This window comes from Enterococcus sp. DIV0176 (genome assembly GCF_050528535.1).
Lineage (GTDB): Bacteria > Bacillota > Bacilli > Lactobacillales > Enterococcaceae > Enterococcus_B > Enterococcus_B thailandicus.
The window spans coordinates 2,156,637-2,169,602 of record NZ_CP172879.1; the positions used below are offsets into that span (position 1 = coordinate 2,156,637).

Consider the following 12,966-nt stretch of genomic DNA (forward strand, 5'->3'; position numbering starts at 1 on the left):
TTCTTTTACTGGTTTGGTGTTACTTTTAATAACTGATCGCTCACATTTTCTGCAAAAACTAAATCATGGGTCACGATAATTTGAGTTACACCTTCTTCTTTCAGAGATACAATCAACTTTTCAACTTGTTGACGCAACTCAGGGTCTAGTGCACTTGTTGGCTCATCGTAAGCTAACACTCTGGGATTCATAGCTAACGCGCGTGCGATTGCAACACGTTGCTTTTGCCCACCTGACAATTGGAAAGGATAGCTGTCTAATAAATCACTGATACCTAAAGACTCTGCCAGCTCTTTTGCCTTTTTGGTATACACTTCTTTTGGCTGTTTTAACACATTCTTAGGCGCTAAAGTGATGTTATCGAAAATACTTAAATGTGGGAATAATTGAAAATCTTGGAATACAACGCCTACCACTTGTTCCCGATTTTTTAGTTCCGCTGGGTTAAATGGTTCTTGATCTAAATAAAACTCACCACTATCTGCTTTTTCAAGCCCAGCTAATACACGAAGGAGGGTTGTCTTCCCACCACCAGAAGGACCAACGATAGCTAATGTCTTACCATCAGGAATGACTAAATCTAACTCTTTGATTACTTGTTTTTTACCAAATGTTTTACTTACTTTTTTTAATTCGATCATCTTTTTTCCTCCTAGCGATAATAGTTCAACTTCTCTTCTACTTGTTTCATAATCAATGTCAAGATTCCTGTCAGTGCAAGATAAATTCCTGCCACACCTAGTAATGGTAATAAACTAGCATCCCGTTCCATGGCAATTTTTCCTGCACGCATAACGTCCCCTAAACCTAAAATATAAACTAATGAAGAATCTTTCACCAAGTTGATGACTTCATTTCCTACAGAAGGAAGAACAATTTTTATTACCTGTGGGATCACGATTTTCGTCACTGTTTGAAAAGGACTAAATTGTAAAACTTGTGCTGCTTCATACTGTCCTTGTGGAATAGATTGGATTCCCCCGCGAAAGATTTCGGCAAAGTATGCCGCATAATTTAATACAAAAGCTAGTAAAGCTGCTTCAAAACGATCGAAGACAATCCCAATCGTTGGTAACCCATAAAAAACAAAAATCAATTGTAAAAGTAATGGTGTTCCTCGCATAACCCAGACATACGTTTGAAGAAGATAACGAATTGGCTTAAAGTTGAGCGATAATCCTAACGCTAAAATCAATCCGAGTGGGAGTGAGCCGACTAATGTCAAACAAAATAATTTCAAGGTTGTCAGTGCTCCAACTAATAATTGCGGCATAACTTCAATTAAATCTTTCATTGTTTTTCCTCCTTTAAATAAAAAAAGCCCTCTTGGCTTGATGCCAAGAGGACGTTTACACGTGGTTCCACCTCTGTTTACTTTTTCCTTGCAGAAAAAACCTCTAGCGGTCTTGTTTCCAGAAATTGGTGAAAAAAAAAGCCTTTGGTCGTTATGACCAAAGGACGAATAAACGTGGTTCCACCTTTTTTTGTTGGCACTTCACAGTCAGCCAACCTCATCTGGTCATCAAACAATGACCGCAGCTATAACGGGCTACCCGGGTTCTCCTACTTCTCAATTTCAAAAAACCGACTCCAAGATGTGTTTCACAATTAGTTGCTATCTCTTCGCACCAACCAGAGACTCTCTAAAAACTGCTAATGGCTACTCTTCTTTTCGATGTCATTTCATTTACTTACGTGTAATTTACAGGATTAATTTTCATTTGTCAAATTTTTTTTACCTGTTAAAATAAAAATAAATGAAGGAGGTCGAATGAAATATGCCACAAGCAACTGAACAAGAAGCGTACGAGCTACTTTCTCACCTAGGAATTTCTTATCAAAAAGTGGACCATCCAGCAATTACATCTGTTAAAAATTTGACATTTGATTTACCTGGTCCTCAAGTTAAAAATTTATTGTTGAAATCAAAAAAAGGCAAGCAAATTTATCTTGTTATCTTGCCTGATGAAAAACATGCTGATTTAAAAAAGTTAGCCGATGAATTAGCTGAGAAGCGTCTTTCTTTTTTATCAGAAGAACAAATGACCCAATTATTAGGCGTTCCTGCTGGCACCCTCACGCCTTTAGCCCTTATGCACGATACCGAAAATCAAATTCAAGTAGTTATTGATGCGGCAATCGACCAAAAAGACACAGTTGGCTTTCACCCAAACATAAATACAACAACATTAATTATCGATTTTGTAGATTTCCAAAAAATTCTAAAGTATTTAAATCATCCGCCAATTTTTGAAAGTTTATAGGCATTTGAAATTAAGTAAATAAGTCTGGTTCAAATTTTCTTTATTCATATCAAACAATCTGCTGAAAAATAGCAGAAATCTTATAAAAAGCCACGCAGCTTCTCATGTAGAAGCTTGCGTGGCTTTTTTGATTTTCTTTTATTCTTTAGTTGTTTAACTAATTTTGAGCTATTATTTTTAGAAAAGTGTTCTTACTTGTTTGAAGCAAGACGTTTTGTGCCACAACCTCTATTCACGGTGTTCCCAAAACAACTCCTCCAGATAGTTTGCAAACACGTCAAAATATGAAAAGCTATTTTGCGTGTTTGCTCACTATCTTGTCGAAGCTAAACATTTTGCGCCACAATCTTTATTCACGTTATTCAAGAAATAACTCCTTCCAAATAAGTCCAAATTTCACAAAAATTTGAAAAGCAATTTTCGAAAATTTATTCTTGTTTATTGGAGCAGCGCACTTCTTTCACAACCTTTTTCACGGTGTTCCCAAAGCAACTTCTTCGGCAATAAGTCTTTTTTTCATAAAAACATGAGAAACTATTTTTAGAAAAAACTCCTTATTGCTTGAAGCTACACGCTTTGCGCCACATCCTTTATTCACGGTGTTCCCAAAACAACTCCTCCAGATAGTTTGCATCCACGGCAAAATATGAAAAGCTATTTTGCGTGTTTACTCACTATCTTGTCGGAGCTAAGCGTTTTGCGCCACATCCTTTTTCTACTACTCTTTCATCGCAGCTTTTAAAGCAGCTGCCAAAGGACTTTCTTCCGGCTCTTCCGCCTGTGAATATTTTTTCATCAGACGACGCTCTTCATGCTTCGTCATCTTTTTCTTTTGCTCTTTTTTCCCTAACATTTTTTCTGTCGTTCCATCATATTTACAACGGAAATAAGCGCCATTTTTCCCCTCAATGATTTCCATTTTTCGATGACATTGTGGGCAACGATGGTTCGACACCTTAGGATCTTTTCGTCGACGATAACTACAGTCCGCATTCGTACAGACATAGATTTTACCGTCACGCGTATTTTTTTCTCGTAAATTTGAACCACATTCAGGACATTTCTTTTGTGTAATTGAAAAATCTTGATAAGATTGCTTGCTTGTTTTGATTTCTTGAACTAAACGTTTCGTTTCCTTTTCAATTCCTTGTAAAAATTGACCCGCCTGTTTTTTTCCTGCGGCAATGGCTTCCAGATCTTTTTCCCAACTTTCAGTCAATTCCGGTGTAACTAATGAAGGATTAACTAACTCAAGTAATTGCTTACCTTTCGGCGAAACTTGTAGACCAGCTGGTGTCCGCTCCATTAATTCTGATTTAATCAATTTTTCAATAATCTCCGCACGAGTCGCTGGTGTGCCCAAACTATACTTCTCCATAAATCCAAGTAAACTTGCTTCAGTTAATGGCTTTGGCGGTGCAGAAAGTTCTTTTTTGATAGTAAAGTTTGGCGTAATGCGCTGCCCTTTTTTCCATTCAACTTCGTTAACCGTTTCTTCCGCTGATTTCTTCCAGCCAGCTTGAACCACTCGATTTTGACGAAAAACAAATATTTCTTTTCCAAAATTTACGGTGATTTTTGTCTGGCTCACTTTATGTGGTTCAGCAAATAACGTTAAGAAACGTGTTACGATCATTTGATAAATTTTTTGTTCCTCGTTGCTCAATTTTTCATAACGTGGACGATTTTCCGTTGGTAACAGCGCATGATGATCAGTTACTTTGCTATCTTGAAAAACTTTTGTTTGTTTCACTACTGCGCCATTTTTCAAGTAAAGTTTCACTTCTGGTGCAAAATCACTAACAGCTTGTAGACGCTCTTTCATCGTGCTTTTCATATCATTTGTCAAATACTTACTATCTGTACGCGGATAAGTCACGATTTTGTGTGTTTCATACAAACTTTGAACTAAACTTAATGTTTTTTTCGCTGAATAACCATGTCGTTGGTTCGCTTCACGCTGGATTTCTGTCAAATCATAAGGCAACGGAGCAGGCTCAGTCTTTAGCTTTTCTTGAATCTCTGTTACCGTACCATTCGACTGACTTAATGTTTTCACAAGTGCTTGTGCTTCTTCTATTTTTTTCAACGCAAATTGATTTTTTTGAATCATTTTCGCTTGTTCGTTAGCAACCGCTAAATGGATTGTAAAATAAGTCTGTGGTCGAAATTGTTCAATCTTCTTTTCTTGATCACGTACTAAAGCTAAAGTTGGTGTTTGCACACGGCCTGCAGATAAATTATCCTGATATTTAACCGTCAATGCTCGTGTCACATTTAAACCGACTAACCAGTCTGCTTTTGCTCTTGCCAAAGCAGACGCATAAAGTGCATCGTATTCTTTGGCTGGCTTGAGGTGCTTAAATCCATCTTTGATTGCTTTATCTGTTTGAGAAGAAATCCATAAACGTTTTACTGGTTTATTAAAATGTACGTATTCTAAAATCCAGCGCGCGACTAACTCGCCTTCTCTTCCAGCATCCGTTGCAATGACAACTTCATCCACATCTTTTCGGGTTGCTAATTGCTTGATTGCCTTTAATTGATGCCCAGTTTTTGGTAGTGGTTTGATTCCTAGATTTTTGGGAATCATCGGTAATGTTTCCATCTGCCAGCTCTGCCATTCTTTGTTCAAGTCTTCCGGCATTTTCAGTCCCAATAAATGACCAAGGGCCCAGGTCACAATCACCTTGGGTCCTTCGTAATAATTTTTATGTTTTTGATTAGCTCCAAGCACCTTGCTTAGGTCTTTGGCAACGCTTGGTTTTTCCGCTAGAATTAGTTGTTTCATAAAATTCCTTTCCACTTTCTACGCTGAGTGGTTGATTTTCTTTTAATAAAGCTAAACCTTTATATTGTTGGAGATCATCATCACATTCTTCACACCAGCGCTCTTCTCCTTCATTCCAAAAGGCGCTTAGAAAGTTGCTCTTCGCATTGATATATTCATATTTTTGATGGATTGCGATCCATTGTTTTTCATACTCAGCTTTGGCTTCTTCAAAAGAATCAAAGATTTTCTCATCTTGAATATCTTCTTCCCAATTCTCGAAAAACCACCATGGCTCATTATCACCAAACATGGTTATTACTTGATACATATTTGCGTTCCCTCTTTTCAACTTAGACGTAAGCATTTTGTTCTGCTCGTTTCACAATAGCTACATCTTAGTCACTTTTCAAAAAAGTTGCAAGAAATCACTCTTACGAAAATCAATCTATTTTAATTTTCATTTATCCAAACCTTTTTTAGATGACAATGTCGCAATAAAATCTTCAATCATCCAGCGATAGCTTTCTTCTGGATCCACTTGTGGTTCACGAGTAAAATAGCCTAAAAAACGTAAAGATAAATACCCATGGATCAGACTTCTTAGCTCACGGCTGCGATGAACTTTTTCTTCATTTGTTAATTCAAATACTTCAAAAATCTGCAAGATGATTTGATTCGTTTCATGGATCCCATCGAGTAAAATTTCTTCATTCGTGTGGGGAATACTAATCAATAACTCATAGACTGCGCGATTGGCAAAAGCAAATTCTTGATAAGTTTTTGCGTATATTCGGAGTGCCTCAGCACCACTTTTCCCAACTAATGCTCGTAACAATTGGTCATTCAGTTCACGTAAAAGCTGCGCAGTCAACGCCGTTTTCACCTCACGAATATTTTTAAAATAGTTATAGAGTGAAGGCGACTTGATGTCTAAACGTTTTGCTAAATGTTGAAAAGTAAGTTGTTGCACATCCATTTCTTCTGCTAACTCACGAAAACAGTCGATGATTTTTTCTTGAGACAGATTTCTCTTTTTCATTTCTTTAATCTCCTCATAAGTAAAAAAATCCTTAACATTCATAGTTTAACATGAAAAACTCGGATAAAAAAGGAAGTTTTGTTGATAAACTACAAGTTGTAGTTTATAATAATCGACTGTAGATGAAAATTTTCAGAAAGAAGGATTTTGCTTGACTACGGAAATAAAAAGAAAAATATTTAGAAGAAGAGAAGTTTGGGAACGCAATCTACTCGTTTTATGGTTTGGAACTTTTATGGCTGGTATTGGGTTCAGTCTGGTCATGCCATTTATGTCACTTTACATAGATACGTTAGGTCATTATAGTACCGCTCAGTTGAATTTTTGGAGTGGCTTAACCTTTTCTTCTACTTTTTTGGTAACGACGATTATCTCCCCATGGTGGGGAAAACTTGCCGATCAAAAAGGGCGAAAATTGATGCTGTTACGTGCTTCTCTTGGGATGGCAGTTGTGATTGCCTTAATGGGTTGCGTCAGCAATGTTTATCAACTTGTTGGCTTACGTCTTTTGCAAGGTATCTTTTCGGGCTACATCAGTAATGCCACCGCTCTCGTTGCGACAGGTACTCCTAAAGAAAAAAGTGGTCAAGTTCTTGGAACACTGGCTACTGGATCAGTTACTGGAACATTACTCGGTCCGCTGTTAGGTGGTATTTCTGCTTCAACTTTTGGCTATCGTCCAACATTTTTCATTACTGGAATTATTTTATTTTTGGTTTTTCTACTTAGTCTATTTTTTGTTCATGAAGAATTTATACCTGTGAAAAAAGAAAACATGGTTTCTGCTAAACAAATTTTTCGAGAGCTTAAGTATCCTCAAGTTGTCTTGGGAATGTTTATCACTACAATGATTATCCAAGCATCTAATAATTCAATTAGTCCAATCATTAGTTTGTATATTCGTCAGTTATTGAATGGACATGGAGACGTGACTTTAGTTAGCGGAATTATTGCATCGATTCCTGGGATAGCAACTTTGATTGCAGCACCTCGTTTTGGACGGCTTGGTGATCGAATCGGTAGTGAACGAATTCTAGCAATCGGCTTAGGCTTTGCCGTCTTAGTCTATATTCCAATGGCATTTGTCACAAATGTTTGGCAGCTTGCTGGTTTGCGTTTTTTAGTTGGGATCTCGGATGCTTGTCTTCTTCCAGCGGTTCAAGCATTGATCACGAAATATTCACCACATCACGCTGCTGGTAGAATTTTTAGTTACAATCAATCTTTCCAAGCGACAGGAAATGTGATTGGTCCAATGATTGGTTCAAGCGTTTCAAGTGCTTTTGGTTATCGGGGCGTGTTTCTCTCAACCTCGTTACTCGTTATGGTTAATTTTTTATTAGTCCGTCATAATACACAAGAAATCCATGAACCCGTTGTTGAAAAGTCAGTTTCTTTAGATGATTCAGCATTAACAGAGCATTCTTTGAAAGAAAAACAATTACATTAACTAAAAAATGAAAAGGTTGGTTGCCATGTCAGCCAGCCTTTTTTACACCAAATTCTCTTAACTTATCTGCTAGTAAATAAAAAAATAGCTACTCCCAATTAGGAGCAGCTATTTTTTTATTTATTTTTTGTTACTTGCGTTACTTAAAATAATCATTAATGTTTGTTCCAAACGATGGCAACTGTTTTTGAACATCACTCCTTATCTTCTCGGAGTTAAACGATTTGGGCCGCAACCTTTAGATATATTGCAACACTTTTGCTTCTTGGAAGGCATTATCAATTAAACCGCCACCCAAACATTCCATTCCATCATAAAAGACAACTGCTTGCCCTGGTGTGATCGCACGTACTGGTTCATCAAAAATGACTTCTGCACGATTTCCAGGAAGTAAGCGAACCGTTACAGGAACATCTTGTTGACGATAACGGAATTTCGCTGTGCATTTGAATTCTTTCGGCATTTCATTGTTGGTTGTGAAATGAATTTCACTTGCTTCAAGACTTGTTGCATACAAGGCAGGATGATTAAATCCTTGTCCAACATATAACGTGTTTGTTGTTAAGTCTTTTCCAACAACAAACCATGGTTCTTGTGTCTTTCCGCCACCACCAATTCCTAATCCTTGGCGTTGACCGATTGTGTAATACATTAAACCAGCATGTTGTCCCATGACTTCACCATCAAGCGTCACCATGTTTCCTTTTTTTGCTGGTAAGTAATTGCTTAAAAATTGTTTGAAATTCTTTTCTCCAATAAAACAGATCCCAGTTGAATCTTTTTTCTTTGCTGTCGCTAAGCCAGCACGTTCAGCAATGGCACGTACTTCTGATTTTTCCATACCGCCTAGTGGGAACATTGTTTTTGCTAATTGTTCTTGTGACAATTGGCTCAAGAAATAGGTTTGATCCTTGTTATTGTCCACACCACGAAGCATGTGAACCACACCATTTTCATCACGAGAAACTTGTGCATAATGCCCAGTTGCTACATATTCTGCACCTAAATCCATTGCGTAATCTAAAAATGCCTTAAACTTGATTTCTTTATTACACATCACATCTGGATTTGGTGTCCGTCCTGCACGGTATTCTGCTAAGAAATATTCAAACACTCGATCCCAATATTCTTTTTCAAAATTCACAGAGTAATAAGGAATCCCAATTTGCGCTGCAACTTTTGCAACGTCTTTGTAGTCTTCCGTCGCTGTACATACGCCATTTTCGTCAGTATCGTCCCAATTTTTCATGAAGATACCAACGACATCATACCCTTGTTCCTTTAGTAAAAGTGCTGTTACTGATGAGTCAACTCCGCCACTCATCCCTACGACAACGCGTGTTTTGCTGTTGTCTGTCATACTATCACCATCATTTCAATTAGATTTTCTGAAACATCTACGAGTTGAAGGTCGCAACTTTTCAGTGCTTTCCATTATACGTCATTTTTTTGAAAATTTCATCTCTTTGTTCTTAAGATTTTACCAAAAATAATTTCAATAATTTATAACCAAAAAATCACCGTTTTATATAAGATGAAGTTTGTTCATAATCGGTTAATTTTTGCTAATTCTTCTTGCTTTGCTTGAAAAATTTCATCAATGTTTGCTTCTGATAATGGCGATCCGAATGGTAAGGTTTTGACTAATAATTTCCTTTCCGGCGCATCTACACCCACATTTACGTCATTGCCGATTGGAACACTATAATTATGGATGTGACCGTGCAAATTACGAACGGCATCATTTTGCCCCAACAATAAAGGATAATGCGTTAAGTAATATTGATGGTGATTAAATTTAACGATTGCACCGACATCATGAAAATAAAACTTCTTGTCTTGATTCATCATTCCAGGATCATTTTTTTCTAAATAACGAAAAAAGGCACGGCTATCATGGTTGCCTTTAATAAAATGGATTTCCCCATTTAGTTGTTTCACTTGTTCAAGTATTTCCTGACTCCCCTTTTCATACTGAGGATGCATGGCAAGATCACCTAAGTGATAAACGGTATCTTGCTCTTTTACAATAGCATTCCAGCTATCGATAAGTTGAGCATTCATTTCATCAACTGTTTTAAATAAACGTGGAGCAAAATCATTTTGTCCTAATAGAGCCTCATGAAAAAAATGAAGATCACTAATAAAATAATTCATGTTCTCGCCTCTTTCTAAACTTATCAAGTTCTCTTTATTTTAGCGTTCTTTTGCTAAAATCACCAAAGTTAAAGCCAAATAAAGGGAAGTTGTTTTTCATTCATGCTAAACTGAACGTAGCTATTGCTTAAACTAAACGAGAGAGAAGGGAAAACATTATGACAATCTCATTTACTGGAACAATCAAACCAGACCAAACAATTATCGAGTTAGCTGAGAGCCAAGGAACCTTAACCATTTCAACTAAGAAAGTAGAACCTATGGACAACTCTTTTGAATTATACTTCCAAAATCGCCACTGTGTTGGAATTGATTCCGTACCTAAGGACTTCGATACGCTTATTTTGGTAACGCTCCCTTGGGAAATAGAAGCAAATTATTTAAGTCACTCCTTTTTAGTACTCGCAGAAGAAAACAACTTAACCATTTCGAAACCAGAAGAAATTGCCAAGCAGATCCCTACAAATGTTTTACCGAAAATCGAGGAAACACGCGAACAATTTTTGCGTATACTGACAACAATCGGTTACTTCTTCTTGCCAGCAGAAACAAAGAAAAAGAAACCAGCCAAAGCACGTCATCGTTGGACAAAAGAAGTCAGTGAGATTCCATTCACTGTTCATTTTCGTGGCAGTAAAGCCACCCTTTATTGGAAAAGTCGAAATGAAATGCTAGTTAAAAAAGGCGCTATTATGATGGAGGAAGCTCCGCTTAATAAAGATGGTTCCGTGAGTTACGCCGCAAAGTATGGTGACAAATTACGTGCCGATCATCAAGAAAAAATTTCTGGTAATAAAACAACTGCTGATATTATTTTGAAAAGTGTCAATGAAGTGAGTCTGTTCCTTTACTTTGGCGGGACAAACAGTTGGCTTGAAATTCTGGATGAGAATGGGAAAAGTCTAGATGAATGGACTAGAGTAGACTAATTAATTGATAAAAAATTCAAACAAAAAAAGTAGCATCAAACATAGTAAAACAGGAGCTGTGACAAAATTATTGTCACAGCTCCTGTTTCTTAATAGGCGATATTTCCCAAATCAGCTTTTTCGGCAACAAGTCCTCTTCTCATAAAAATATGAGAAACTATTTTTAGAAAAATTTCTTATTGCGTGAAGCTGACCGCTTGGAGCTACAACCTTTTTTCCTCGGTGTTCCCAAAACAACTCCTCGCAATAGCTTGCATCCACTTCAAAATATGAAAGGCTATTTTGAGTGCCAGCTCGCTATCTTGTCGGAGCTAAACGTTTTGCGCCACAACCTTTTCCTCGGTACTCAAGAAGTAACTCCTTCAAAATAAGAATAAATTTCACAAAAATTTTAGAAGCAATTTCTGAAAATTTATTCTTATTTATTAGAGCTGAGCGTTTTGAGCCACAGCTTTTATTCACGGTGTTCACAAAGTAGCTTCTTCGGTAATAAGTCTTTTTTTCATAAAAACATGAGAAACTATTTTTAGAAAAAATTCCTTATTACTTAAAGCTAACCACTTTGAGCCACAGCCTTTTTCTTAACGAATCAAATCTGTGTCTGGATGTTCCAGTAATTGCTTGACTTGTTTTCGCGTTGTCAATGGTACATCCCCTTGAATCGCATGCGCAAGTCGTGCATTGGCAATAGCAAATGCAACAGTTTCTTCCAATGACCAGCCTTCTGCAAAACCAAGTAGGATTCCTGCGGCATACGCATCTCCAGCACCAATTCGATCTAAAACCTCTAATCGTTGTTTGGGTATTTCAAATGCGTCTGTCGGCGTTATCAAATAACCGCTCAAAAATTTTTCGTGATTAATCACTTGGCGTTTTGTACCAGCAAACCACGTAATATCATAATGTGCTAAAAAGGATTGGATAAAGGCTGTTTCATTTTCTGAAACGGAGACTTCTGTTTTCCATTGCATCAACTCCACCAAATCTCGGGTGGAACCAAAAACTATCGTACAATAAGGCAATATTTCTTCGTAACGCTGTTTCATTTGCTCTTTTTTCCCTGGTTCTTGGTTTAAACTTGGGCGAAAATTAAAATCAAAACAAACGATTTTTCCCGCAGCATGTGCCTCTTTTGCCAACGTAATCGCCGTTTGTGCTGTAATTTCAGTCAAACTTAAACTAATTCCGCAGATATGAAGCATATCCACTTGCTCAATGAATTGTTTCACGTCATAAGCTTCGATTGGAGACAAACTAAACGAACTACTTTTTCGGTTTTGGTAAGTCACTTCGGTTGGTCTTGCACCAAATCCCATCTCCGCAAAGTACGTACCAATATGTTGATGTTGTTGAACGATATACGCTGTTTGAATACCTAAACTTTTTAAATTAGCTAACGCAGCTTTCCCCAAACGATTATCGGGTAACGCCGTCAACAGATAACTTTCTATTTCAAAATGCGCTAAATTTCCAACCAGATTCACACCTGTTCCCGTATACGCCATTCGCAAAGTATGTGTTTGTTCCAATTGCAAATGTTCAGGGGGCGTCAAGCGTAACATCACTTCACCATATGCACCAATCTTCATTTTTTTCACTTTACTTCACCAGCTTCTCCATCATTTCCAATAACGTTTTAACATCTTCAACTTTTGTATCTCCTGTTTCTGAATCAATAATTGAGCTATAAACATGGGGAATGATTTTTTTCACACCAGCATCAACGGCAATCTGCACGATCTCTTCGAAATTCGCCAAATCAATGCCACCAGTTGGCTCCAACGCAAAATCGAATTCCGCACAAGCTTTTGCGACTGCTTGATATTCTTCTTTGTGCGCAAGTCCCTTCATAGGGAAATATTTAATGGATGTCCCGCCCATGTCTTTTAACAACTGAATAGCTGTTTCAATTGGTACTTCAGCTGCAGGTGCTTGTGAACTTAATGGCCCAGTTGCGATATTGACATAGCCCACTTTTCCAGTCGGTGACACAAGACCATTGACAACTGTTTCTTCTTGTTGTAGTAATGCTCGTGAAGCACCTACTCCCGTAAATACTTGGTTCACATGTTGTGGTTGCAAAACAGCCGACAGTCTTGAGACCATTTGGCTTTGATTGGGATCGCCCGCACCCAAACCAACGGACAAAGCATTATTCGTTGCTTCTTGATATTTTTTCATATCAGTAATTGCTGCTTCATCTGTTTCGTAATTTTTTGAAAGAACACCTAAAACAATATGACCATTGGCTGCTTCATAACATGCTTTTGCATTTTCGACAGAGTTTGCTAAAACGTTTAGACAAATTCGATCGGCTAAATAATTTGGACTAAGTGACATCTTCATTCTCCTCA

Annotated in this window: 12 protein-coding genes and 1 other annotated feature; of the genes, 3 read left to right on the forward strand and 9 right to left on the reverse strand. The window is 37.4% G+C overall.

The window, feature by feature from the left end; translation table 11 throughout:
- Positions 1-5: 5 nt before the first annotated feature.
- Entirely contained in the window at positions 6-641 is a 636-nt protein-coding gene (locus IGJ66_RS09960) for an amino acid ABC transporter ATP-binding protein (protein ID WP_067482653.1), read from the reverse strand.
- Between the two features lie 11 nt (positions 642-652).
- Complete coding sequence (locus IGJ66_RS09965; protein WP_067482655.1) at positions 653-1,294, reverse strand: amino acid ABC transporter permease; 642 nt, start codon at positions 1,292-1,294, stop codon at positions 653-655.
- A gap of 157 nt (positions 1,295-1,451) precedes the next feature.
- Positions 1,452-1,685, reverse strand: a binding site (T-box leader).
- Positions 1,686-1,778: 93 nt separating this feature from the next.
- Here IGJ66_RS09965 and IGJ66_RS09970 point away from each other — a divergent pair.
- On the forward strand, positions 1,779-2,264 hold the full coding sequence (locus tag IGJ66_RS09970) for a prolyl-tRNA synthetase associated domain-containing protein (protein WP_095803803.1): 486 nt from the start codon (positions 1,779-1,781) through the stop codon (positions 2,262-2,264).
- Between the two features lie 718 nt (positions 2,265-2,982).
- Here IGJ66_RS09970 and IGJ66_RS09975 read toward each other — a convergent pair.
- From IGJ66_RS09975 to IGJ66_RS09985, 3 genes are all read right to left on the reverse strand, one after another.
- The gene (locus tag IGJ66_RS09975; RefSeq protein WP_075492003.1) at positions 2,983-5,055 is read right to left on the reverse strand and encodes a DNA topoisomerase III; all 2,073 of its coding nucleotides are present in this window, start codon (positions 5,053-5,055) and stop codon (positions 2,983-2,985) included.
- A complete protein-coding gene (locus tag IGJ66_RS09980; RefSeq protein ID WP_067482663.1) occupies positions 4,988-5,365 on the reverse strand; it encodes a DUF1033 family protein in 378 nt (125 codons plus the stop codon). Before IGJ66_RS09980 ends, IGJ66_RS09975 begins: the two co-directional genes overlap by 68 nt.
- 129 nt (positions 5,366-5,494) lie before the next feature.
- Positions 5,495-6,076 (reverse strand): TetR/AcrR family transcriptional regulator, encoded by a 582-nt coding sequence (locus tag IGJ66_RS09985; protein ID WP_071868838.1) that lies wholly within the window; start codon positions 6,074-6,076, stop codon positions 5,495-5,497.
- Between the two features lie 151 nt (positions 6,077-6,227).
- Between IGJ66_RS09985 and IGJ66_RS09990 the strand changes: the two genes are divergently transcribed.
- Positions 6,228-7,526 carry a multidrug efflux MFS transporter gene (locus IGJ66_RS09990; protein WP_067482666.1) on the forward strand — a complete coding sequence of 433 codons (1,299 nt, stop codon included), beginning with the start codon at positions 6,228-6,230 and terminating at the stop codon, positions 7,524-7,526.
- A 238-nt stretch (positions 7,527-7,764) separates the two neighbouring features.
- On the opposite strand, the gene mnmA is transcribed toward IGJ66_RS09990, so the two are convergent.
- Together mnmA and IGJ66_RS10000 are read right to left on the reverse strand one after the other, a co-directional pair.
- Positions 7,765-8,886 carry a tRNA 2-thiouridine(34) synthase MnmA gene (gene mnmA / locus IGJ66_RS09995; protein WP_067482668.1) on the reverse strand — a complete coding sequence of 374 codons (1,122 nt, stop codon included), beginning with the start codon at positions 8,884-8,886 and terminating at the stop codon, positions 7,765-7,767.
- 185 nt (positions 8,887-9,071) lie between these two features.
- A complete protein-coding gene (locus IGJ66_RS10000) occupies positions 9,072-9,683 on the reverse strand; it encodes a metallophosphoesterase family protein (protein ID WP_430596610.1) in 612 nt (203 codons plus the stop codon).
- A gap of 158 nt (positions 9,684-9,841) precedes the next feature.
- On the opposite strand from IGJ66_RS10000, the gene IGJ66_RS10005 reads away from it, so the two are divergent.
- Positions 9,842-10,612 carry a hypothetical protein gene (locus IGJ66_RS10005; RefSeq protein WP_270492848.1) on the forward strand — a complete coding sequence of 257 codons (771 nt, stop codon included), beginning with the start codon at positions 9,842-9,844 and terminating at the stop codon, positions 10,610-10,612.
- 581 nt (positions 10,613-11,193) lie between these two features.
- Here the strand turns inward: IGJ66_RS10005 and IGJ66_RS10010 are convergent.
- On the reverse strand, positions 11,194-12,201 hold the full coding sequence (locus tag IGJ66_RS10010) for a sugar kinase (protein ID WP_067483112.1): 1,008 nt from the start codon (positions 12,199-12,201) through the stop codon (positions 11,194-11,196).
- Positions 12,202-12,211: 10 nt separating this feature from the next.
- A complete protein-coding gene (gene dagF, locus IGJ66_RS10015) occupies positions 12,212-12,952 on the reverse strand; it encodes a 2-dehydro-3-deoxy-phosphogluconate aldolase (RefSeq protein WP_067482674.1) in 741 nt (246 codons plus the stop codon).
- Between the last annotated feature and the right edge of the window lie 14 nt (positions 12,953-12,966).

What these genes read in the sequence shown, in the direction of transcription:
- IGJ66_RS09960 (WP_067482653.1), bottom strand. Translation starts at nt 641, where the DNA reads ATGATCGAATTAAAAAAAGTAAGTAAAACATTTGGTAAAAAACAAGTA.
- IGJ66_RS09965 (WP_067482655.1), bottom strand. Translation starts at nt 1,294, where the DNA reads ATGAAAGATTTAATTGAAGTTATGCCGCAATTATTAGTTGGAGCACTG.
- IGJ66_RS09970 (WP_095803803.1), top strand. Translation starts at nt 1,779, where the DNA reads ATGCCACAAGCAACTGAACAAGAAGCGTACGAGCTACTTTCTCACCTA.
- IGJ66_RS09975 (WP_075492003.1), bottom strand. Translation starts at nt 5,055, where the DNA reads ATGAAACAACTAATTCTAGCGGAAAAACCAAGCGTTGCCAAAGACCTA.
- IGJ66_RS09980 (WP_067482663.1), bottom strand. Translation starts at nt 5,365, where the DNA reads ATGTATCAAGTAATAACCATGTTTGGTGATAATGAGCCATGGTGGTTT.
- IGJ66_RS09985 (WP_071868838.1), bottom strand. Translation starts at nt 6,076, where the DNA reads ATGAAAAAGAGAAATCTGTCTCAAGAAAAAATCATCGACTGTTTTCGT.
- mnmA (WP_067482668.1), bottom strand. Translation starts at nt 8,886, where the DNA reads ATGACAGACAACAGCAAAACACGCGTTGTCGTAGGGATGAGTGGCGGA.
- IGJ66_RS10000 (WP_430596610.1), bottom strand. Translation starts at nt 9,683, where the DNA reads ATGAATTATTTTATTAGTGATCTTCATTTTTTTCATGAGGCTCTATTA.
- IGJ66_RS10005 (WP_270492848.1), top strand. Translation starts at nt 9,842, where the DNA reads ATGACAATCTCATTTACTGGAACAATCAAACCAGACCAAACAATTATC.
- IGJ66_RS10010 (WP_067483112.1), bottom strand. Translation starts at nt 12,201, where the DNA reads ATGAAGATTGGTGCATATGGTGAAGTGATGTTACGCTTGACGCCCCCT.
- dagF (WP_067482674.1), bottom strand. Translation starts at nt 12,952, where the DNA reads ATGTCACTTAGTCCAAATTATTTAGCCGATCGAATTTGTCTAAACGTT.